Annotated in this window: 18 protein-coding genes and 1 pseudogene; 7 read left to right on the top strand and 12 right to left on the bottom strand. The window is 66.4% G+C overall.

Annotation, left to right across the window (positions count from 1 at the left end; genetic code table 11):
• Positions 1–25 precede the first annotated feature (25 nt).
• Positions 26–769: a sulfite exporter TauE/SafE family protein gene (locus CAF78_RS12445; RefSeq protein WP_085675999.1), complete on the top strand. Its 744-nt coding sequence runs from the start codon at positions 26–28 to the stop codon at positions 767–769.
• A 79-nt stretch (positions 770–848) separates the two neighbouring features.
• A complete protein-coding gene (locus tag CAF78_RS12440; protein ID WP_085675998.1) occupies positions 849–1,574 on the top strand; it encodes a hypothetical protein in 726 nt (241 codons plus the stop codon).
• Positions 1,575–1,634: 60 nt separating this feature from the next.
• On the opposite strand, the gene CAF78_RS12435 is transcribed toward CAF78_RS12440, so the two are convergent.
• Entirely contained in the window at positions 1,635–2,072 is a 438-nt protein-coding gene (locus CAF78_RS12435; RefSeq protein WP_085675997.1) for a carboxymuconolactone decarboxylase family protein, read from the bottom strand.
• A gap of 202 nt (positions 2,073–2,274) precedes the next feature.
• Between CAF78_RS12435 and CAF78_RS12430 the strand changes: the two genes are divergently transcribed.
• Complete coding sequence (locus tag CAF78_RS12430; protein ID WP_085675996.1) at positions 2,275–3,471, top strand: cyanate transporter; 1,197 nt, start codon at positions 2,275–2,277, stop codon at positions 3,469–3,471.
• On the opposite strand, the gene CAF78_RS12425 is transcribed toward CAF78_RS12430, so the two are convergent.
• The gene (locus CAF78_RS12425) at positions 3,464–4,897 is read right to left on the bottom strand and encodes a PLP-dependent aminotransferase family protein (protein WP_085675995.1); all 1,434 of its coding nucleotides are present in this window, start codon (positions 4,895–4,897) and stop codon (positions 3,464–3,466) included. The two genes, CAF78_RS12430 and CAF78_RS12425, sit on opposite strands and share 8 nt — an antisense overlap.
• 39 nt (positions 4,898–4,936) lie before the next feature.
• The gene (locus CAF78_RS12420; protein WP_085675994.1) at positions 4,937–5,275 is read right to left on the bottom strand and encodes a hypothetical protein; all 339 of its coding nucleotides are present in this window, start codon (positions 5,273–5,275) and stop codon (positions 4,937–4,939) included.
• A gap of 172 nt (positions 5,276–5,447) precedes the next feature.
• Between CAF78_RS12420 and CAF78_RS12415 the strand changes: the two genes are divergently transcribed.
• Positions 5,448–6,029 carry a flavin reductase family protein gene (locus tag CAF78_RS12415; protein WP_085675993.1) on the top strand — a complete coding sequence of 194 codons (582 nt, stop codon included), beginning with the start codon at positions 5,448–5,450 and terminating at the stop codon, positions 6,027–6,029.
• A 106-nt stretch (positions 6,030–6,135) separates the two neighbouring features.
• On the opposite strand, the gene CAF78_RS12410 is transcribed toward CAF78_RS12415, so the two are convergent.
• The 5 genes from CAF78_RS12410 to glcD all read right to left on the bottom strand — a co-directional run bounded on the left by CAF78_RS12410 (position 6,136) and on the right by glcD (position 12,644).
• On the bottom strand, positions 6,136–8,304 hold the full coding sequence (locus CAF78_RS12410) for a malate synthase G (RefSeq protein WP_085675992.1): 2,169 nt from the start codon (positions 8,302–8,304) through the stop codon (positions 6,136–6,138).
• Positions 8,305–8,455: 151 nt separating this feature from the next.
• Positions 8,456–8,854, bottom strand: a complete 399-nt coding sequence (locus CAF78_RS12405; RefSeq protein WP_085675991.1) for a heme-binding protein — start codon at positions 8,852–8,854, stop codon at positions 8,456–8,458.
• Positions 8,847–10,082, bottom strand: a complete 1,236-nt coding sequence (glcF, locus tag CAF78_RS12400) for a glycolate oxidase subunit GlcF (RefSeq protein WP_085675990.1) — start codon at positions 10,080–10,082, stop codon at positions 8,847–8,849. The genes CAF78_RS12405 and glcF overlap by 8 nt, the downstream gene beginning before the upstream one ends.
• Before the next feature lie 10 nt (positions 10,083–10,092).
• The gene (glcE, locus tag CAF78_RS12395) at positions 10,093–11,145 is read right to left on the bottom strand and encodes a glycolate oxidase subunit GlcE (RefSeq protein ID WP_085675989.1); all 1,053 of its coding nucleotides are present in this window, start codon (positions 11,143–11,145) and stop codon (positions 10,093–10,095) included.
• Positions 11,145–12,644 carry a glycolate oxidase subunit GlcD gene (gene glcD / locus CAF78_RS12390; protein ID WP_085675988.1) on the bottom strand — a complete coding sequence of 500 codons (1,500 nt, stop codon included), beginning with the start codon at positions 12,642–12,644 and terminating at the stop codon, positions 11,145–11,147. The genes glcE and glcD overlap by 1 nt, the downstream gene beginning before the upstream one ends.
• Positions 12,645–12,840: 196 nt before the next feature.
• Between glcD and glcC the strand changes: the two genes are divergently transcribed.
• On the top strand, positions 12,841–13,605 hold the full coding sequence (gene glcC, locus CAF78_RS12385) for a transcriptional regulator GlcC (RefSeq protein WP_085675987.1): 765 nt from the start codon (positions 12,841–12,843) through the stop codon (positions 13,603–13,605).
• A gap of 59 nt (positions 13,606–13,664) precedes the next feature.
• On the opposite strand, the gene CAF78_RS12380 is transcribed toward glcC, so the two are convergent.
• The gene (locus CAF78_RS12380) at positions 13,665–14,897 is read right to left on the bottom strand and encodes a M20/M25/M40 family metallo-hydrolase (protein WP_085675986.1); all 1,233 of its coding nucleotides are present in this window, start codon (positions 14,895–14,897) and stop codon (positions 13,665–13,667) included.
• A gap of 52 nt (positions 14,898–14,949) precedes the next feature.
• On the opposite strand from CAF78_RS12380, the pseudogene CAF78_RS27935 reads away from it, so the two are divergent.
• Positions 14,950–15,048, top strand: a pseudogene (locus CAF78_RS27935) (transcriptional regulator GlcC); the annotation flags it as partial.
• A 131-nt stretch (positions 15,049–15,179) separates the two neighbouring features.
• On the opposite strand, the gene CAF78_RS12375 reads toward CAF78_RS27935, so the two are convergent.
• From CAF78_RS12375 to CAF78_RS12365, 3 genes are all read right to left on the bottom strand, one after another.
• Positions 15,180–15,497 (bottom strand): DUF2388 domain-containing protein, encoded by a 318-nt coding sequence (locus CAF78_RS12375; RefSeq protein WP_085675985.1) that lies wholly within the window; start codon positions 15,495–15,497, stop codon positions 15,180–15,182.
• A 107-nt stretch (positions 15,498–15,604) separates the two neighbouring features.
• Positions 15,605–16,192 (bottom strand): hypothetical protein, encoded by a 588-nt coding sequence (locus CAF78_RS12370; RefSeq protein ID WP_177408531.1) that lies wholly within the window; start codon positions 16,190–16,192, stop codon positions 15,605–15,607.
• Between the two features lie 113 nt (positions 16,193–16,305).
• Positions 16,306–17,214, bottom strand: coding sequence for a LysR family transcriptional regulator (locus CAF78_RS12365; RefSeq protein ID WP_085675983.1), 909 nt, complete (start codon positions 17,212–17,214; stop codon positions 16,306–16,308).
• 348 nt (positions 17,215–17,562) lie between these two features.
• On the opposite strand from CAF78_RS12365, the gene katG reads away from it, so the two are divergent.
• A complete protein-coding gene (gene katG, locus CAF78_RS12360) occupies positions 17,563–19,809 on the top strand; it encodes a catalase/peroxidase HPI (protein WP_085675982.1) in 2,247 nt (748 codons plus the stop codon).
• The last annotated feature ends 122 nt before the right edge of the window (positions 19,810–19,931 follow it).

Here is a 19,931-nt window from a genome sequence, read left to right as displayed (position 1 = left end):
GTTCAAGCCAGGCTTGCTTCCCCAAATGGATGCCTTCTACCTCATCGCCCTCGGCGCCATCGTCGCGGGTTTCGTCCAGGGCCTTTCCGGCTTTGCCTTCGGCATGGTCGCCATGTCGTTCTGGGCCTGGGGCCTGGAACCGCGCCTGGCGGCGTCGCTGACCGTGTTCGGCAGCCTCAGCGGCCAACTCATCGCCGTGTTCAGCGTCCGCCGCGGCTTCAGCTGGGCGCTGCTGTGGCCGTTCGTGCTCGGCGGCCTGGCCGGTATCCCGCTGGGGGTGTGGGTGCTGCCTTACCTGGACATGCTCTGGTTCAAGGCCGTGTTCGGCACCCTGCTGGTGCTGTGGTGCCCGCTGATGCTGCTGGCGCCGCGCCTGCCAAGGCTGCCGGGCAACCGCCTGGCCGATGGCGTGGTGGGCCTGGTGGGCGGGGCATTGGGCGGGATCGGTGGCTTTACCGGCACAGTGCCTACACTGTGGTGTACCTTGCGCGGCTTCGAGCGCGACACCCAGCGTGCGGTGATCCAGAACTTCAACCTGTCGATGCTGCTGGTGACCCTGCTCACCTACCTCGGCACCGGGGTAGTGACCCGCGACATGCTGCCCGCGTTCGGCGTGGTGCTGCTGGCCATGGCGTTGCCGGCGCTGCTGGGTACGCGGGTGTACCTGGGGATCAGCGAGCTGGCGTTTCGCCGGGTGGTACTGAGTTTGCTGACGGCCTCCGGGGTGGCCATGCTGACGGCGTCGTTACCGGCATTGTTGAGCCGTTGAGCGCTTGCCTGGCGGCGCTGAACTTGGCACCCTTTGCGCCGCATCGATCTTGCGCGCCGTAACAGAAGGAACCGCACCGTTGAGCTGGGACAAAGTCGGCAAACTCCTGGTAGCCATGTTGCTTGGCCTGATGGTCTTGCTGGTGGCTTTTGTGCTGCTCAAGGACCAGCCTCGGCTCGAGGCGACCCTGACCTACGCCTACCTCACGTATCCCAGCCAGTTCAGCGAACGCATCAGCAAGGCCAACGAGCAGCTCAAGTACGAGCAGTTGCAGCCGCGCATCAACACCATCAGCGGCGGTGCCTTGAGCCAGTATCAGGTAGACAAGCTGATCGAACTGGCCCAGGCACCTTATGCCCAGCTGTTCGCCAAACCCTTCGAGGCCGGGTTGGTGGATCACCGCACGGGTTTGCTCATCGACCTGCACAACCGGGGTGACAGCGATGTTCGGCAGGTGAAGGTGCGCCTGCCGGCCAAGGGCCTGGTGCAGGTGCGTGATGCGGCAGGCAACGACACGCTTTACGAGGCGGCGACGGCGCAGGTGGAGATACCGGCCATCGAGCGGGGCGGGGCGTGCAAGGTCTGGGTCTACTTCGATGCCGACTATTCACAGATTCGCCAGGGTGGCATCGGTGTCAGTTTTGCCGGTGGTGAGGCGGATGTGCGGGTCTATCGCGAATTCACCGGGTTCCCGGCGCTGGTGGCGCGCTACAGCCGTGAGCTGGTAGTGCTGCTGGGGGTGTTGTTGCTTGGCCTGCTGGGCATGGGCTACACCTGCCTTGCCCGGCGGCGCACCCTTGCCTGAGTTTCTTGCTGTACCGGCCTCTTCGCAGGCTTGCGTGCGAAGAGGCCGGTACAGGATGACTCAGGCCGGGACCATCGCAAAGCCTACGCCAAATCGGTTCCAGGCATTGATGGTGGCAATGGCCAAGGTCAGGTTGGCCACCTCGGCCGGCTCGAAGTGCTGCTGCAGCGCTTCATATTCCGCTTGCGGGGCGCCACGCTCGGGCAGCCGGGTCAGGCATTCCACCCAGGCCAGCGCAGCACGTTCGCGCGGGGTGAAGTAGTGGGTCTCCTGCCAGACGCTCAGGGTCTGCAAGCGCGCCTCGGTCTCGCCGGCCTTGCGCGCATCATTGGCATGCATGTTCACGCAATAGGCGCAGCCGTTGATCTGCGAAGCCCGCAGGCGCACCAGTTCCAGCAGTGAGTTCTCCAGGCCACTCTTGGCCAGGGCCTGCTCCAGGCCGACCATCGCCTTGTAGGCTTCCGGCGAGTGTTTGGCCCATTCGATACGGTTGTGCATGACATGCTCCAGGGAATGTGGGGTGGACATGGCACTACCTTAGCGCCCGCCGCCTTTTGCCCCGATAGCCAATCGCGCGCTTTGCCGGGAGGCCAATCGGGCCATTAAGGTGGCCACTGACCTGCATCCAATCTCTTCATTTCTACCCTGACTGCCTGGACAGGATAATGACCGGGTCAAGCTTTGGGAGTATCGATTCGTGATGAGAGGGGCGTTGAACCTGTTGCTGGTGATCTTGCTGGCAGTGAACCTGAGGCCGATCCTGACCAGCATCGGCCCGTTGCTCGAGCCGATGCGTGCCAGCACCGGGCTGGGCTACCAGCAAGCGGCGCTGCTGACGGCGTTGCCGGTGCTGTGCATGGGCCTGGTGCCACTGCTGCAGCCCTGGCTGCGGCGCTGGATCAGCGAACACGGCGGCATGCTCGGCGGCCTTGGCGCCATCGCCTTGGCCTGCCTGTGGCGGCTGCAACTGGACAGCGCCTGGGCGCTGATTGCCAGCGCGGTACTGGCCGGGCTGGGCGTGGCGGTGGTGCAGGGCATGATGCCGGGCCTGGTCAATCGCTGGTTCCCCAGCCGCCTGGCCGGGACCATGGGCCTGTACTCGGCGGCGCTGATGAGTGGCGGTGGCCTGGCAGCCGTGCTCGGCCCGCATATCAGCGGGCACTTTGGCCACTGGCAGGCCGGGCTTGGCCTGTGGGCGATCCCGGCCGTGCTGGCCGTGCTGGCCTGGGCCGCGCTGCGTCCCCGGCACAGTGCACCCGCCCTGGCCGGCGCCAGCGGTGGGCACTGGTTCGGCACGCGCCGGGCCTGGTTGCTGGCGCTGTATTTCGGCCTGATCAATGGCGGCTATACCAGCATGGTGGCGTGGCTGCCGGCCTACCACCTGGAACACGGGGGTACGGCGCAAGGCGGTGGCGACCTGGTCGGCCTGATGACGATCTTCCAGGTCTGCGGCGCCCTGGGCCTGCCGCTGTTGCTGCGCGGTGTTGCCGACCGTCGTCCGGGCTTGTGGCTGGCGCTGTCGATCCAGCTGGCGGGCTTTCTCGGCTTGTTGCTGGCGCCGACCCTGGCCATGGGCGTGTGGGTAGCGATGATCGGCTTTGGCCTGGGTGCCTGCTTCAGCCTGAGCCTGACCTTGACCCTGGAGCACCTCAAATCGCCCGCTGAAGCCGGCAGCCTGGCGGCCTTCGTGCAGGGCATCGGCTTCATCATCACCGGCATCATCCCGTACATCACCGGTTGGCTGCGCGATGTCAGCGGCGACTTCCAGGCCTCGTGGACGTTGCTCACCGTCACCGTGCTGGCGATGCTGCTGGTGACCGCCTGTTTCGCCCCGCGCGGTTATGCGGCGGCCATTGCCCGGCCACGGCAGGGCAGCCCGGCAGCAGTGGTCAACTGAGGCGTTGCAGGGTATCGCGGACCCGGTCCAGCGCCGGGTCGATATCCAGCAGCTCGATGGCGCCGAAGCCCAGCAGCAATCCTGGCCGAACGGGCGCTTCGCTGAAGAACGGCGCCAGGGAATACAGGCCGACCTCCACCTTGCGCGCGAGGTTGGCCAGCAGCTCGACATCCACGCCCGGCCGCGCCAGGGCGCTCAGGTGGAACCCGGCACTGGCGGGCACGGCGCTGAACCAGGGCGCCAGGTCGTCGTCCAGCCGCGCCAGGATACGTGCACGGCGGGCGCTGTAGATGTCGTGGCAGCGACGGATGTGCTTGTTCAGGTGGCCCTCGCCAATGAACCGCGCCAGCGCCCACTGCAGTAGGGGCGGGCTGTGCCAGTCGCTCAGGTGCTTGGCCACGCAGGCGGCGCTGAGCACTGCCGGTGGCAACACCGCGTAACCCAGGCGCAGTTCCGGCAGCAAGGTCTTGGAGAAGGTCCCGACATAGGCCACCAGCCCTTGCCGGTCGAGGCGCTGCAGGGCGTCGGCGGCCGGGCCCTGGTAGCGGAATTCGCAGTCGTAGTCGTCTTCGATGATCAACGCGCCGAGCTCGGCGGCCCGTGCCAGCAGGGCGTGGCGGCGCTGCTCGCTCATTGGCATGCCAAGCGGAAACTGGTGCGAAGGCGTCACGTAGATCAGCCGGGTGCCATCGGCAATGTGCGACACGCACATCCCCTCGTCGTCCACCGGCACCGACTGCAGCGTTGCCCCCAGGGCCAGGAACAGCTGGCGTGCCGGCGGGTAGCCGGGGTCTTCCATGGCCACCTGGCAGCCGGGCTCGACCAGCACCCGGGCGATCAGGTCCAGGGCCTGCTGGGCGCCGTTGCACACCAGCACATCCGCCGCACTGCAATGCACACCGCGGGCGTAGGCGATATGGTGGGCGATGGCCTCGCGCAGTTCGGCCAGGCCCTGGGCGGCAAACTGCCGCTCGGGATGCCGCTGGCTGCGGCGCAGGGCGTAGTTCAGGCAGCTGCGCCACTGGTCGAAGGGGAACTGCGCCTTGCTCGAAGCGCCGCCGACGAAGTCATACCGCGAAGGGGCGTCCTGGGTGCGCCTGGCGAGCACCGTGGCGCGCTGCTGCCAGCGCTGCAGCGAGGCGGCAGCGGCCAGGGGCACGGTTTGTGTATCACGGCTGTGCAGCGGTTGGCGCGGGGTGATGAAGGTGCCACGGCCGACCACACCGCTGAGCAGGTTGTCGTAGGTCAGCCGCGAATAGGCTTCGGCCACGGTCTTGCGCGACACGCCCAGCTGCTCGGCCAGCAGCCGGGTCGGCGGCAGTTGCGTGCCGGCGGCCAGGTGGCCGCTGTCGATGCCGGCGCGCAGTTGCTGATAGAGCTGGTCGGCCAGGCCTTTGCGGCCGTCCAGGCGAATGTGCAGTTCCATGGTCACAGTCCGAAGCACGGGAGTGCTGAGGATAGCGGATCAAAGCCGTGCGGTGCTTACCGTGATGTAACCCTTGTCGTTCAGGTCGATGCGTATCACCGTTTCATCCGCAGGGGCCTTGCGCTTCTGCTTGATGCATACGCCTTTGACGCGGATGGCGCGCATCTGGTGGCTGATGGCGCGCCCGGATGGGTTGAAGAAGATTTCGCTGGCCAGCAGTTCGATGCGCTCGACCAGTTGCCGGGTGCGTTCGTCGGTGGCACAGAAAAACATCACACCGGAGAGGTGCGGGTCGTCGTCCGGGTTGCTGACGTCGTGGGCCATCAATTCGCGCAGGGCACTGCGCAGATCGGCGACGGTACGGGTCTCTGGGTGCATGCGCAGCCTCCTCTGGGTCGAGAGTGCTGAAGCATGTTTTCCCTGGCTGACAGCGACAAGTAAGGCACTTCGGAATGAGCTGTAGGAAGTTTCTGATGCCACAAGTGAGTGCCTGCGCTGCATCGATGCGGCACAATTCTTCGCCTGATTGCTGCGCTGAGCGAGGATACCGATGAACAGCCACTTCCAAACCGTCGACCTGCAAAAGGCCTACCGCCTGCTCAACCATGGGCCGACCGTGCTGGTGTCGGCCAGCCATGCTGGCGTGGACAACGTCATGGCCGCCGCCTGGGCCTGTGCGCTGGACTTCGACCCGCCCAAGGTCACCGTGGTGCTGGACAAGATCGCCCGCACCCGGCAGTTGGTGGAGGGCAGTGGCTGGTTCGTGATCCAGGTGCCCACCGCTGCCCAGGCGCAGCTGACCCACCAGGTGGGTACCCGCAGCCTGTTCGACCAGCCGGACAAGCTGGCCAGCATCGGCGTCGAACTGGCGCGGGTGGAGGGGTATGCGGCGCCGCTGGTCCAGGGCTGTTCGGCCTGGCTGATGTGCCGGGTGATCGACGAGCCGCATAACCAGAGCACCTATGACCTGTTCATAGGTGAAGTGGTGGCGGCGTGGGCGGATGACCGGGTGTTCCGTGAGGGACACTGGGCTTATGAGAATGCCGACCCGCAGTGGCGTAGCCTGCACTATGTGGCGGGTGGGCATTTCTATGCGATTGGCGAGCCGGTGGTGGTCGATCCACAAGATTGAGGTTACCTGCTCCAGCCTCTTCGCGGGCAAGCCCGCTCCCACAGCATAGCGCTTTGCCTGAGCTATCAGTCATCCTGTGGGAGCGGACTTGCCGACGATAGGGCCCTTAAGAACGAACCTCCTGTTTGAATTTCAACCGCCAGCCATGCAGCAACGGCTCTGTGTACCCGCTGGGTTGCTCACGGCCCATGAACACCAGCTCCCGCGCCGCACGGTAGGCATGCGACTGGGTGAAGTGCTCAGCCATCGGCCGGTACGCCGGATCCCCGGCATTCTGCTGGTCCACCACCTTGGCCATGCGCTGCAAGGTCGCCTCGACCTGGTCTGCGCCAACCACCCCGTGGTGCAGCCAGTTGGCGATGTGCTGGGCCGAGATACGCAAGGTGGCGCGGTCCTCCATCAACCCCACGTCATGGATGTCCGGCACCTTCGAGCAGCCAACCCCTTGCTCGACCCAGCGCACCACATACCCCAGGATGCCCTGGCAGTTGTTGTCCAGCTCGGCCTGGATTTCGTCCGCACTCCAGGGCCGGTCCGGGCTTACCGGGACGCTCAGCAGGTCATGCAGCAACGGTTCGCGCTCGGCGCCCAGGTCGACCTTTTCCAGTTGCGCCTGCACGGCAGGCACGTCCACCTGGTGATAGTGCAGGGCATGCAAGGTCGCGGCAGTGGGCGAGGGCACCCAGGCGGTGTTGGCGCCGGCGCGGGGCTGGGCTATCTTCTGTTCGAGCATGGCCGCCATCAGGTCGGGCATGGCCCACATGCCCTTGCCGATCTGGGCCTTGCCGCGCAGGCCGCAGGCCAGGCCGACCAGCACGTTGCTGCGCTCGTAGGCCTGGATCCAGGCGCTGCCTTTCATGTCGCCCTTGCGCAGCATGGCGCCGGCTTCCATGGCGCTGTGCATCTCGTCGCCGGTGCGGTCGAGGAAACCGGTGTTGATGAACACCACCCGCGCCGCCGCGCTGGCGATGCAGGCCGCCAGGTTGACACTGGTGCGCCGCTCCTCGTCCATGATGCCCATCTTCAAGGTGTGCCGCGGCAGGCCCAGCAGGTCCTCGACGCGGCCGAACAGCTGGTCGGCGAAGGCGACTTCGGCGGGGCCGTGCATCTTCGGCTTGACGATGTACAGGCTGCCTTCGCGGGAGTTGCCGCGGCGCTTGAGGTCGTGCAGGCCGATCAGGCTGGTGACCACGGCGTCGAGGATGCCTTCGGGGATCTCCCGGCCATCGCGGTCGTGGACCGCCGGGTTGGTCATCAGGTGGCCGACGTTGCGGATGAACAGCAGCGAGCGCCCGGGCAGGGTCAATTGCCCGCCATCCGCACCGTGGTACTCGCGGTCCTTGGCGAGTGTGCGGGTGAAGGTCTTGCCGCCCTTGTTCACCTGCTCGCTGAGGTCGCCCTTCATCAGGCCCAGCCAGTTGCGGTAGACATTCACCTTGTCTTCGGCGTCCACCGCAGCCACGGAGTCTTCGCAGTCGATGATGGTGGTCAGCGCGGCTTCGACGAGGATGTCCTTGACCCCGGCGCCGTCGGCCTTGCCGATGGTGCTGGCCGGGTCGACCTGGATCTCGAAGTGCAGGCGATGGTGCTGCAGCACAATGGCCGTTGGCTGGGCGGGTTCGCCTTGATAGCCGCGCAATTGCGCGGGGGCTTCGAGGCCGACCTGGCGGCCATCGCTCAAGCTCACCTGCAGCTTGCCCTGGTCGATCACGTAGGCCTGCGCGTCAGCGTGGGAAGCGCCTGCAAGCGGTGCCGCACGGTCGAGAAAGTCCCGGCCGAACGCGATCACCCGGGCGCCGCGCACCGGGTTGTAGCCTTGGCCGCGCTCGGCGCCGTCGGCCTCGGCGATGGCGTCGGTGCCGTACAGCGCATCGTACAGCGAGCCCCAGCGGGCGTTGGCGGCGTTCAGCGCGTAGCGGGCATTGCTCAGCGGGACCACCAGCTGCGGGCCGGCCTGCTCGGCGATTTCGCGGTCGACCTGGGTGGTGCCGATGCGCACCTGCTGCGGGGCTTCGACCAGGTAGCCGATGCTGCGCAGGAAGGCCTGGTAGGCGGGCATGTCGCTGATCGGGCCTGGGTGCGCGCTGTGCCAGCGGTCCAGTTCGGTTTGCAGGCGGTCGCGTTCGGCGAGCAGTTCGCGGTTGCGCGGGGCGAGGTCGTGGACCAGGGTGCTGAAGCCTTGCCAGAAGCTGGCGGCGTCGATGCCGGTGCCGGGCAGCACTTCATCCTCGATGAAGCGTTGCAGGGTCGGGTCGACCTTGAGTGGATGGGTCATTGTCTTCTCGCTTGATGTTCAGTCTTCGGGGAATGCATTGCATGGATCGGCCTCTTCGCGGGCAAGCCCGCTCTCACAGGGACCGCACGGGTATCAAAGGTCGCGCAGCACCTGTGGGAGCGGGCTTGCCCGCGAAGAGGCCGGCGCCGGTTCAAAGGGCTGCGACGCCCGCCTTGGCCACCTGGGCATCCTGTTCGGGCTTGACCCCGGATACGCCGATGGCACCCACCACCTGGCCATCGACCCGCACTGGCACGCCGCCTTCCAGGCTGGTCAGCAGCGGCGCGGTGACGAAGGCGGTGCGCCCGCCATTGACCATCTGTTCGAAGTCGCGGGTCTCCTTGCGCCCCAGTGCGGCACTGCGGGCCTTTTCCATGGCGATGTAGGCGCTGGACGGTGCGCAGCCGTCCATGCGCTCCAGAGCCAGCGGGTGGCCGCCGTCGTCGACCACGGCGATGGTCACGTTCCACTTTTGCGCCTGGGCTTCCTGGCGGGCGGCAGCGAGCAGGCGGGTCACTTCTGCCTGGCCGATCACGGGCTTGCTATGCATGGCTGTTCTCCTGGTTCAAGGCGGCTTCGACGATTTCGATCCAGTGCCGCACCGGCGTGCGCCCGGCCCCGTCGAGGTGGGTCTGGCAGCCAATGTTGGCGGTGGCGATGACCTGCGGTTTGCCGCTTTCCAGCGCATTCAGGCGGTTGTCGCGCAGTTGCCGCGACAGCGCCGGCTGGGTCAGCGAATAGGTGCCGGCCGAGCCGCAGCACAAGTGACCGTCGGGTACCGGGGTGAGGGTGAAGCCCAGGCGCGTCAGCAGGCTTTCCACCTGGCCGCCGAGCTTGAGCGCATGCTGCAGGGTGCACGGGCAATGGAACGCCAGGCGCTGTTCGGCGCACAGGCCGAGCTGTTCGACCGGCTCGTCGCGCAGCACTTCGACCAGGTCCCGCGACAGCGCACTGACCCGTGCGGCCTTGGCGGCGTAGTGCGGGTCTTTTTCCAGCAGGTGGCCGTAGTCGCGCACGAAGGCACCGCAGCCGCTGGCGGTCTGCACGATGGCCTCTGCACCCGCCTCGATGGCGGGCCACCAGGCATCGATGTTACGCCGTGCGCGTTGCAGGCCCTGTTCCTGGGCATTGAGGTGGTAATCCACCGCGCCGCAGCAGCCAGCCTCGCTGGCCGGTTCCACGCTGATCCCCAGGCGGTCGAGCAGGCGCGCGGTGGCGGCATTGGTGTTGGGCGACAAGGCGGCCTGCACGCAGCCTTCGAGCAGCAGGATGCGCCGGGCATGGCGGGGGGCGGGCCGTTCGCCGGCTGGCGCCACCTGGGCCGGCAGCTTGCTCTTGAGGCTGGCTGGCAGCACCGGCCGCAGGGCCTGGCCGGTGCGGGTCAGGGCCTTGAACAGCGCCGGGCGCGGCACCACCGCGCGCAGGCCCTGGCGCAGCAGGCGCTGGCCGAGCGGGCGCGGTACCTGCTGCTCGACCACGGCGCGGCCGATGTCCAGCAGGTCGTGGTACTTCACCCCCGACGGGCAGGTGGTTTCGCAGTTGCGGCAGGTCAGGCAGCGGTCCAGGTGCAGCTGTGTGCTGGCGGTGACCGGCGCGCCTTCAAGTACCTGCTTGATCAGGTAGATGCGCCCACGAGGCCCGTCCAGTTCGTCGCCGAGCAACTGGTAGGTCGGGCAGGTGGCCGTGCAGAAACCGCAATGCACGCACGAACGCAGGATGCTTTCGGCTTCTTCGCCGCGGGGCAGGCGCTTGGCGCTTTCGCTCAGGTTGGTTTGCATGGGCGTGGCCTCACAGGTCCGGGTACAGGCGGCCAGGGTTGAACACGCCCTGGGGATCGAGTTGCTGCTTGAGGGCGTGGTGATAGCGCCTCAGGGCGGCGGGCAGCGGGGCCGTGCTGTCATCCCCCTGCGTGTAGCCGGTGGCGTGGCCGCCGACCTTGGCGGCCTGTTCGCGAATCACCTGTGCCGGTGCTGTCGACTTGAGCCAGCGTTGCGCGCCGCCCCAGTCGATCAGCTGTTGCCCCGGCAGCTCAAGTTCAGCGCAGGCTGTTGGCAGCGATAACCGCCACAGCGGTGCCGGGTCTTTGAAGAAGGCCAGGCGCTGCTCGCGCAGGTCGCCCCAGAAGCGGCTGTCGAGCACCTCGCCGCCCAGGCGCTGGCGGGCCGACTGCACCGAGCCTGCACCGCCTTCCAGTCGCAGGTACAACATTGCCCCATCGTGGCAGGCCGCGCTGATCGGCAACGGCTGCTGGCCCCATTCGGCCAGTTCGGCCAAGGCCTGGTGGCGGTCCATCGGCAGGCACAGGCTCAGGCACTCGCGTGGGCGTGGCAGGACCTTCAGCGACACCTCGGTCAGCAGCCCCAGGCAGCCAAAGCTGCCGGCCATCAGCCGCGAGACGTCGTAGCCGGCGACGTTCTTCATCACTTCGCCGCCAAAACGCAGCAGCTTGCCGTGGCCGGTGATCACCCGCGTGCCGAGCACGTAGTCACGTACCGAACCGGCCCACGGCCGGCGCGGCCCGGACAACCCGGCCGCGACCATGCCGCCCAGGGTTGCCTCGGCGCCCAGGTGCGGGGGTTCGCAGGGCAGCATCTGCCCAGCCTCGTGCAGCGCCGCCTCGATCTCCAGCAACGGCGTGCCGGCGCGGGCGGTGAGCACCAGTTCGGTCGGATCGTAGCTGACAATACCCCGATGGCTGCGGGTATCGAGGACCTCGCCGGCCACCGGGCGGCCGAGCATGGCCTTGCTGTTGCCACCCTGGATGCGCAGCGCTGTGCCCAGGTTCAGGGCCTGGTTGACCTGTTCGAGCAGGTCCTGGCTCATGTCGCGGTCCATGCTCATCAGAAGCGCTCCAGTTCGGGGAAGGGCAGTTGCCCGTGGTGCACATGCAGGGCGCCGAACTCGGCGCAGCGGTGCAGGGTGGGGATGTTCTTGCCCGGGTTGAGCAGCCCTTGCGGGTCGAACGCCGCCTTCACGGCGTGGAACAGGGTGATTTCGTCGTTGTTGAACTGGGCGCACATCTGGTTGATTTTCTCGCGTCCCACGCCGTGTTCGCCGGTGATGCTGCCGCCCACTGCCACGCACAGTTCGAGGATGCGCCCGCCGATGGCTTCGGCGCGCTCCAGTTCGCCAGGCAGGTTGGCATCGAACAGGATCAGCGGGTGCATGTTGCCGTCACCGGCGTGGAACACATTGGCCACGCGCAGGCCGTATTCCTCGCTCAATTCACTGATGCCCTTGAGCACACGGGGCAGTTCGCGGCGCGGGATGGTGCCGTCCATGCAGTAGTAATCCGGGGAAATCCGCCCCACCGCCGGGAAGGCATTCTTGCGCCCGGCCCAGAAGCGCACGCGCTCGGCTTCGTCGCAGGCCAGGCGTACGTCGCGGGCGCCGGCTTGCTTGAGCACGGCGGCGACCCGCTCGCAGTCCTCCTGGACATCGGCTTCGACACCATCCAGCTCGCACAGCAGGATGGCGGCCGCGTTCACCGGGTAACCGGCGTGGATGAAGTCCTCGGCAGCGCGGATCGCCAGGTTGTCCATCATCTCCAGGCCGCCGGGGATGATGCCGGCGGCGATGATCTCGGCCACGGCGCGGCCAGCGTCCTCGACGCTGTCGAAGCTGGCCAGCAGTACCCGCGCCACCTGGGGTTTGGGCAGCAGCTTGACGGTCACTTCGGTGACGATGCCGAGCATGCCCTCGGAACCGGTGAACAGCGCCAGCAGGTCGAAGCCCGGGCTGTCGAGGGCGTCACTGCCCAGGGTCAGGCGTTCACCTTCGACGGTGAGGATCTCGACCTTGAGCAGGTTGTGCACGGTCAGGCCGTATTTCAGGCAATGCACGCCACCGGCGTTTTCCGCGACATTGCCGCCGATCGAGCAGGCGATCTGCGAAGACGGGTCGGGGGCGTAGTACAGGCCATGGGGCGCGGCGGCCTGGGAGATGGCCAGGTTGCGCACGCCGGGCTGCACCCGGGCGAAGCGCCCTTGTGGGTTGACCTCGAGAATGCGGTTGAAGCGCGCCATCACCAGCAGGATGCCCTTGGCCAGCGGCAGTGCGCCGCCCGACAAGCCGGTGCCGGCACCGCGTGCCACCACCGGCACGCCGCGCTGGTGGCAGAGCTTGAGCAAGGTCTGCACCTGTTCCAGGCGTTCGGGCAGCACCACCAGCAGCGGCACGGTGCGGTAGGCCGACAGGCCGTCGCATTCATAAGGCTTGAGATCTTCCGCGCGGTGCAGGATCTCCAGGTCGGGGAGGGCATCACCCAACGCCTGCAGCAGCGCGGGCAGGTCCACGGCGGGCAGCGCGCCGTCGACACGTTCGTCGTAGAGGATGTTCATCAGGCTCACTCAGCGGCAGTTATTGTTGTTGTGGGCAAACCGATCACCCTTGCAGCCTGCGCGTTCGGGCAGGGGGTGGTCGAGGGTGCAGGTAACTGGTCCTACCAGTTTTTCCGCGAAGTACTGGTTATCCATGGGTTTGAGCGGCTAGATTGGAAGCGTCGGCGGCAGTGGTCCTACCAGTTGGAGGCTGTACATGGGGATTGAAGGCAAGGCCAAGGTCGCGGACCAGGTGGTCGAGCGGGTCGAGCGGCTGATCGTCGAGGGCGTGCTCAAGGTCGGCCAGGCCTTGCCCTCGGAGCGGCGCCTGGTGGAGAAACTCGGTTGCTCGCGTTCGGCGCTGCGTGAAGGCCTGCGCATCCTGCGCGGGCGCGGCATCATCGATACCGAGCAGGGGCGCGGTTCGTTCGTCGCCGACCTCACCGGGCAGGCCAGCGCCACGCCGCTGATGCATCTGTTCAGCTCGCAGCCGCGTACGCTGTTCGACCTGCTGGAGGTGCGTGCCTTGCTGGAGGCCGAGTCGGCACGCCTGGCGGCCCTGCGCGCCACCGATATCGACCGCCTGCTGATCCGCCGGCGCTACGAAGACATGCTCGACGCCCATGCCGCTGCCGAAGCGCTCGACCCTCGTGAACACGCACGGCGAGACCATGCGTTTCACCGGGCGATCAGCGAGGCGTCGCACAACCCGGTGCTGGTGCATACCTTGCAGTCGCTGAGCGACCTGACCTTGAGCACGGTGTTCGCCTCGGTCAACAACCTCTACTGCCGCCCGGCGCAGAAGCGCCAGATCGACCGCCAGCATGCGCGTCTGTATCACGCGGTGATGGAGCAGTTGCCCGAGCAAGCGCAGCGGGCAGCACGCGAACATATCAACGGGATTCGCGACAGCCTGCGTGAGATCGAGCAAGAGGAGCAGCGCTTGGTCCGGGCGACGATGCGCATGGATGGGTGGGGCTAAGGTGATCCTGTACCGGCCTCTCGCGGCTTTAGCCGCGAGAGGCCGGTACAGGCAGCTGTTCACTGTGCCAGGTGCCTGATCATCGCCACGGTCAAATAGAGCCGAGGCGCGATGCTGCCCAGTTCGATGTATTCATCGTCCCCATGCAACCCGGCCCCGACCACCCCCAGTGTTTCCAGAACCGCCGGCTTTTCGCTGCCCGGTACATAGGCATACCCGGCATCGGTGCCGAAGCGCATGGCAATCGGTTCGAGCTTGTATCCCGCCTCCCCATACAATTGCTGTGCTGTCTCGGCCAACGTGTTCGAAGCCAGGTTACGTGCCAGCGGCGGTCGACCTTTCTCGACCACGACACTGACCTGGGTGTCGGCGACCAGTTGCTTCTTCACGATGCGCTGGGCGTCGGCCTGCACCCGGTCAGTCTCGCCCAGGTCCGAATAGCGCATGTCCGCTTCGGCGGTGGCCAGTGCCGGAATGATATTGGCCTTTTCGCCCGCCTTGGCCAACGTCCAGTTCACCGTAGTGCCTTTGCTGGCGTCGCCGAGCTCCTTGAGCTGGAGCAACTGGTGCGCGAGTTCGGTCAGTGCGTTGCGGCCCTGTTCTGGCGCGGAACCGGCGTGGGATGCTCGGCCTGTGACTTCAAGCTTGAGGCGGTTGATGCCGTTGGTGGCGACGGTGACTGCATCTTTGTCCGGCGGCTCGTAGGAGAACACGTAGTCATGCTTGCGGGCCAGTTCGGCGATGATCTGCCTGGACCCGGCAGAGCCCATTTCTTCGTCCGGGTTGAACAGCACGGTGAGCGTGCGGTAACCCTTGAACTGCTGATCGTTGAGCAACTTCAGCGCGTGCAGGATCATCGCCACACCCCCCTTGGCATCGGCGACGCCCGGGCCATAGGCGCGTGGCCCATCGACCCGGAACGGGCGTTTGGCGACGGTGCCAGGGACGAACACGGTGTCGTAATGCACCATGAGCAGGAAGTCCTTGCTGCCGGTGCCTTTGAATGTCCCGACGATATTGTCGCCGACCGAAGGTTTGGCGGGACGCGTCTGCACCTCGGCGCCCAAGGCTTTGAGCCGTTTGACCAGCTCAGCGCTGACCTGGGTCAGGCCCGCTTCGGTACCGGTGCCGGTGTCTACCGAGACGAGGCTCTTGAGGGTTTGCAGGTACGCTGGCTGTTCGTTTTCGGCCTGCTTGAGCAGGTCCTTGGGGGCGGGCTCAGCGGCAGGTGCCTGGGTACAGGCGATCAGCAGCGCCAAGGCGATGGCGTGGGGAGGGCGAGGCAATGGCATGGGGTCTTCCTTGTTGTCGTGAACCTTCTAGCGTAGTGCCTGAACTCGGCACCGCGAACATATCAACGGGATTCGCGACAACTTGCGCGAGATCGAGCAAGAGGAGCAGCCCTTGGTCAGGGCGACGATGCGCATGGACGGCTGGGGCTAGGTCATGCGAGTACCGGCCTCTTCGCGGGCAAGCCCGCTCCCACAGGTACGGCACAGACTTTGAGTACTGTGCATTACCTGTGGGAGCGGGCTTGCCCGCGAAGAGGCCGGTACTGGCGATAGATTGAATCATCAATGCTGGGCGATCGGGTCGTCCTGGGAGAGGATTGCCCGGGCCAGTTCTTCGTCACTGGCCTGCAGGCCAGGGTGGTCCTTGCGGGCCTGTTCCAGCGCCGATTCCACGTAGGCGCCACGAATGGCACCGCCACTGGCAACGAATGCAGACAGCTCGTCACGGGCGGGGATGATCCGTTTGTCGTCTTTGAAGGTCGAGTACAGCGAAGCTGAAACACCGGCCGAGGTGGCGACGTCGCCCGCATCGACGCGGGCCAGGGCAGCACCGGCAGGCAGCAGGAGCAGCAGCGCAGGGGCGAGGAGTAGGTGGCGCATGTCGTGTTCTCCAGTAACGTGAAGCACAAGGAAATAAACCACTCACTGTTTAAGAGGACGGGCGAGTGGCGGGAGTTCCCTGTTTTCTGCCAGAGCGTTGTTACGCCTTACACCTTGCTGCCCAGCAAGCGCTGCAGCGAAGCGTCGAAATCGCGCAGGGCATCGGCCTTGGCGGCCTGTTCGTCATCCAGCATCCGCGCCACATTGCTCACATCCTTGCGCGCACGGCCTTCGGCGCGGCCGATGTAGCTCAGCTGGGCGTCGAAGAAGCGCGCCACCACCCGGCTCTCGACGTCCGCCGTGGCCAGGCGGCTTTCGCTGTCCAGCAGCACGATCACGTCCGGATGGTCGGCCAGCAGGCTGTCCAGGTCTTCATAGAAGGTCACCTCGGCGAACTGCTGGGCCAACGAATGCGCCAGCCAGTCGTAGGCCTGGCTGCCTCCGCGCAGGGTGGCCACCGGAATGCTGCGCGGCTGTGATTTGGCGGCCGCCTCGCCACGGTGCTGCTGCAGGTAGCTGAGGGTGCTGTCGGCATTGCGCCCGAGCAGTACGGCCACGTGTTGCCCCGGCGCCAGGGCGACGCTGGAAATGGCGGTGGCCGAGTAGAAGTGCCCGTAGGGCTGGGCAGTCTGCTGGCCAGCCGGCGCGGCACAACCGCCAAGGGCAGCGAACAGGGCGAGCAGGGCAGCGAGCATGCCGGTTTTCATGGGTTGAGCCTCATCGATCAGTGAATGGGGCCATCTTCCGCTCACCGCGGCGGCGGCGGAACTTGATGGCATTCATGGTGGCTATCGATGAGGTCGATGAATCAGCTCGGGCGGGCCATGTACTGCAGGATGCGCTCGCGCAGCCAGCGTTCGGCCGGGTCGTTGTCGTGGGCGCCGCTCCAGACCATCGACAGCTCGGCCTCGGTGATCTCGAACGGCGCCGGGTCGGCGCGCAGGCTGCCATCGTCGGCCAGGGCGCAGGCGGCGTAGTCTGGCACGGTGGCGATCATTTCGGTGTTGCGCAGCAGGGCGCGCAGGCTGCCGAACTGCGGCACGGCCAGCACCACCTTGCGGCAGCGGCCGATGCGGGCGAGGTCGAGGTCGATGTTGCCGCTCATGTCGCCGGAGAACGACACCATCACATGGGGCCGGGCACAGTACTCGTCGAGGGTCAGCGGGCCCGGGCGGTCGTCGGCGCGCAGCACGCGCACGCCGATGTCGCGCAGTTTGCGGCGTTTGGCCGTGGCCGGCAGGTCGGTGGTGTAGCTCACGCCCACGGAGATCTCGCCGCTGGCCAGCAGCCCCGGCATCAGCAGGAAGTTGGCGCGGCGCACCACCACGCTGATGTCGGGCGCTTCTTCGCGCAAGGCCTGCAGCAGGGCGGGGAACAGGCCGAACTCGGCATCGTCCGACAGGCCCAGGCGGAACTGGTTGCAACTGTTGGCCGGGTCGAAGTCGCGGGCGCGGCTGATGGCCGACGAAATCACGTCCATGGCCGGGCCCAGCTCGGCGAAGATCTGCATGGCCCGCGGGGTCGGCTCCATGGCCCGGCCGCTGCGGATCAGCAGCGGGTCGTCGAACAGCTCGCGCAGGCGGGCGAGGGCGGCGCTGACGGTGGACTGGGTGATGAACAGCTTTTCGCCGACGCGGGTCAGGTTGCGTTCGATCATCAGGGCTTCGAACAGCACCAGCAGGTTCATGTCGACGCGGCGCAGGTCGTTGCGGTTCATGGGCTTGGCTCACCGGGGCTAGAGGGGTTGGCGGTGTATTGAAGCACGGCGGCGGCCATCGCGCCTTGTATGGATGTGCCGGGGCTATCAGCCTGCAAGAGCCACTCTATTAGACCTCTGCCCAAGCTCGGCTAGTCTTTCCCCTGGCCCTGCGAATTGCACGTGCGGGCGGCGTCTCAGCACTTGGGTGCAAGACCGCGCCGCACGAGGCGTGAGAGCTTCGCAAGCCCCGTGTCGGCACCTGTCCGACCAGACCTGATGAGGGGTAGGCATGAGCCCATGTGCTCGGCTGAAAGAACACCTGGCATAGACCGGAAATCTGGATAACCGACCCAAAGGTAACAGCAGATGTCGAACGAATCGAAATGCCCGTTCCATCAAACCGCAGGTGGCGGCACCACCAACCGTGACTGGTGGCCTGACCAGCTCAACCTCAGGATCCTCCACCAACACTCGTCGAAGTCCAGCCCTGATCCGGACTTCGACTATGCCAAGGCGTTCAAGAGCCTCGACTTCCAGGCCCTGAAAAAAGACCTGACCGCCTTGATGACCGACTCCCAGGACTGGTGGCCAGCCGACTTCGGCCACTATGGCCCGCTGTTCATCCGCATGGCCTGGCACAGCGCCGGCACCTACCGCATCGGTGATGGCCGTGGTGGCGCCGGCTCCGGCCAGCAGCGCTTCGCCCCGCTCAACAGCTGGCCGGACAACGTCAGCCTGGACAAGGCCCGGCGCCTGCTGTGGCCGATCAAGCAGAAATACGGCAACAAGATCTCCTGGGCCGACCTGATCGTGCTCACCGGCAACGTCGCCCTGGAATCCATGGGCTTCAAGACCTTCGGTTTCTCCGGCGGCCGCGCCGATGTGTGGGAGCCGGACGAAGACGTGTACTGGGGCTCGGAAAAGGTCTGGCTGGGTGGCGATACCCGCTACGGCAAGGACCAGGTCAAGGCTCAGCCGCCCGGCAAAGGCGACCTGGTGGCGGAACCTGCCAAGCACCCGGAGGAAGAAAGCCGCGACCTGTCTGGGGAGCGCAACCTTGAGAACCCGTTGGCAGCGGTACAGATGGGCCTTATCTATGTCAACCCGGAAGGCCCGGAAGGTAACCCGGACCCGGTGGCCTCGGGCAAGGACATCCGCGAAACCTTCGGCCGCATGGCCATGAACGATGAAGAAACCGTGGCGCTGATCGCCGGCGGCCACGCCTTCGGCAAGACCCACGGTGCCGGCCCGGCCGACAACGTCGGCCCCGAGCCCGAAGCGGCAGGCCTGGAACTGCAGGGCCTGGGCTGGCCCAACAAGTTCGGCAGCGGCAAGGGTGGCGATACCATCACCAGCGGCCTGGAAGTGACCTGGACCTCGACGCCGACAAAATGGAGCAACGAGTACCTCAACAACCTGTTCAACTTCGAGTGGGAGCTGACCAAGAGCCCGGCCGGTGCCCATCAGTGGCGGCCGAAGGAGGGCAAGGGGGCGGGCACCGTGCCGGACGCCCACGATCCGGCCAAAAAGCATGCGCCGTCGATGCTCACCTCTGACCTGGCCCTGCGCTTCGACCCGATCTACGAGCCGATCGCCCGTCGCTTCAAGGACAACCCCGACCAGCTGGCAGACGCCTTCGCCCGCGCCTGGTACAAGCTGATCCACCGCGACATGGGCCCGCTGGCGCGCTACCTGGGCCCGGAAATGCCCAATGAAGAGCTGCTCTGGCAAGACCCGCTGCCCAAGGCCGACCAGCCCGCATTGGGTGAACAGGATATCGCCGCCCTCAAGGCCAAGATCCTTGCGTCGGGCCTGAGTGTTGGCGAGCTGGTGTCCACGGCCTGGGCTGCCGCTTCGACCTTCCGTGGCTCGGACAAGCGCGGTGGCGCCAACGGTGGCCGCCTGCGCCTGGCACCGCAGAAGGACTGGGTGGCTAACCAGGGTACCGACAAGGTGCTGGCGGCGCTGGAGAAAATCCGCGCCGAGTCCGGCAACAAGGTCTCGTTGGCCGACCTGATCGTGCTGGGCGGTACCGCCGCTGTGGAAAAAGCCGCCAAGGATGCCGGCTTCAGTGGCAGCGTGGGCTTCCGCCCAGGGCGGGTGGATGCTTCCCAGGCGCAGACCGACGTCGAGTCGTTCGCCGTGCTGGAACCGCTGGCCGATGGCTTCCGCAACTTCACCAAGGCCCGCTACAGCGTCAAGGCCGAGAAGCTGTTGCTGGACAAGGCCCAGCTGCTGACCCTCACCGCCCCGGAACTGACCGTGCTGATCGGCGGCCTGCGCGTGCTTGGCGCCAACCATGGCGGCAGCAAGCAGGGCGTGTTCACCGACAAGCCAGGCACCCTGAGCAACGACTTCTTCCGCAACCTGCTGGACATGGGCGTGGAGTGGAAGCCGACTTCGGCAGACAACGAAAGCTTCGAAGGCCGCGACCGCAAGACCGGGCAGGTGAAGTGGACCGGCAGCCGGGTCGACCTGGTGTTCGGCTCGCATGCGCAGCTGCGGGCGCTGAGCGAGGTGTATGGCAGCAGTGATGGCAATGACAAGTTCGTCAAGGACTTCGTGGCGGCTTGGGTGAAGGTCATGGAGCTGGATCGCTTCGACCTGAAGTAAATAGAGGGCGCTTTGCGCCCTTTCGCGGGCACGCCCGCTCCCACAGGTTCTGGGCATCGTTGAAGGGTGCACAGGCCTCTGTGGGAGCGGGCGTGTCGGGGCGCCGAACCGCCGCGAATGGG

Source organism: Pseudomonas sp. R28(2017) (assembly GCF_002112505.1).
GTDB lineage: Bacteria > Pseudomonadota > Gammaproteobacteria > Pseudomonadales > Pseudomonadaceae > Aquipseudomonas.
This window is presented reverse-complemented; position numbering and strand designations above follow the sequence as displayed.

Coding starts and splice junctions, on each gene's coding strand:
- CAF78_RS12445 (WP_085675999.1), top strand. CDS start 26: ATGGATGCCTTCTACCTCATCGCCCTCGGCGCCATCGTCGCGGGTTTC.
- CAF78_RS12435 (WP_085675997.1), bottom strand. CDS start 2,072: ATGCACAACCGTATCGAATGGGCCAAACACTCGCCGGAAGCCTACAAG.
- CAF78_RS12430 (WP_085675996.1), top strand. CDS start 2,275: ATGAGAGGGGCGTTGAACCTGTTGCTGGTGATCTTGCTGGCAGTGAAC.
- CAF78_RS12425 (WP_085675995.1), bottom strand. CDS start 4,897: ATGGAACTGCACATTCGCCTGGACGGCCGCAAAGGCCTGGCCGACCAG.
- CAF78_RS12420 (WP_085675994.1), bottom strand. CDS start 5,275: ATGCACCCAGAGACCCGTACCGTCGCCGATCTGCGCAGTGCCCTGCGC.
- CAF78_RS12415 (WP_085675993.1), top strand. CDS start 5,448: ATGAACAGCCACTTCCAAACCGTCGACCTGCAAAAGGCCTACCGCCTG.
- CAF78_RS12410 (WP_085675992.1), bottom strand. CDS start 8,304: ATGACCCATCCACTCAAGGTCGACCCGACCCTGCAACGCTTCATCGAG.
- CAF78_RS12405 (WP_085675991.1), bottom strand. CDS start 8,854: ATGCATAGCAAGCCCGTGATCGGCCAGGCAGAAGTGACCCGCCTGCTC.
- glcF (WP_085675990.1), bottom strand. CDS start 10,082: ATGCAAACCAACCTGAGCGAAAGCGCCAAGCGCCTGCCCCGCGGCGAA.
- glcE (WP_085675989.1), bottom strand. CDS start 11,145: ATGAGCATGGACCGCGACATGAGCCAGGACCTGCTCGAACAGGTCAAC.
- glcD (WP_085675988.1), bottom strand. CDS start 12,644: ATGAACATCCTCTACGACGAACGTGTCGACGGCGCGCTGCCCGCCGTG.
- glcC (WP_085675987.1), top strand. CDS start 12,841: ATGGGGATTGAAGGCAAGGCCAAGGTCGCGGACCAGGTGGTCGAGCGG.
- CAF78_RS12380 (WP_085675986.1), bottom strand. CDS start 14,897: ATGCCATTGCCTCGCCCTCCCCACGCCATCGCCTTGGCGCTGCTGATC.
- CAF78_RS12375 (WP_085675985.1), bottom strand. CDS start 15,497: ATGCGCCACCTACTCCTCGCCCCTGCGCTGCTGCTCCTGCTGCCTGCC.
- CAF78_RS12370 (WP_177408531.1), bottom strand. CDS start 16,192: ATGCTCGCTGCCCTGCTCGCCCTGTTCGCTGCCCTTGGCGGTTGTGCC.
- CAF78_RS12365 (WP_085675983.1), bottom strand. CDS start 17,214: ATGAACCGCAACGACCTGCGCCGCGTCGACATGAACCTGCTGGTGCTG.
- katG (WP_085675982.1), top strand. CDS start 17,563: ATGTCGAACGAATCGAAATGCCCGTTCCATCAAACCGCAGGTGGCGGC.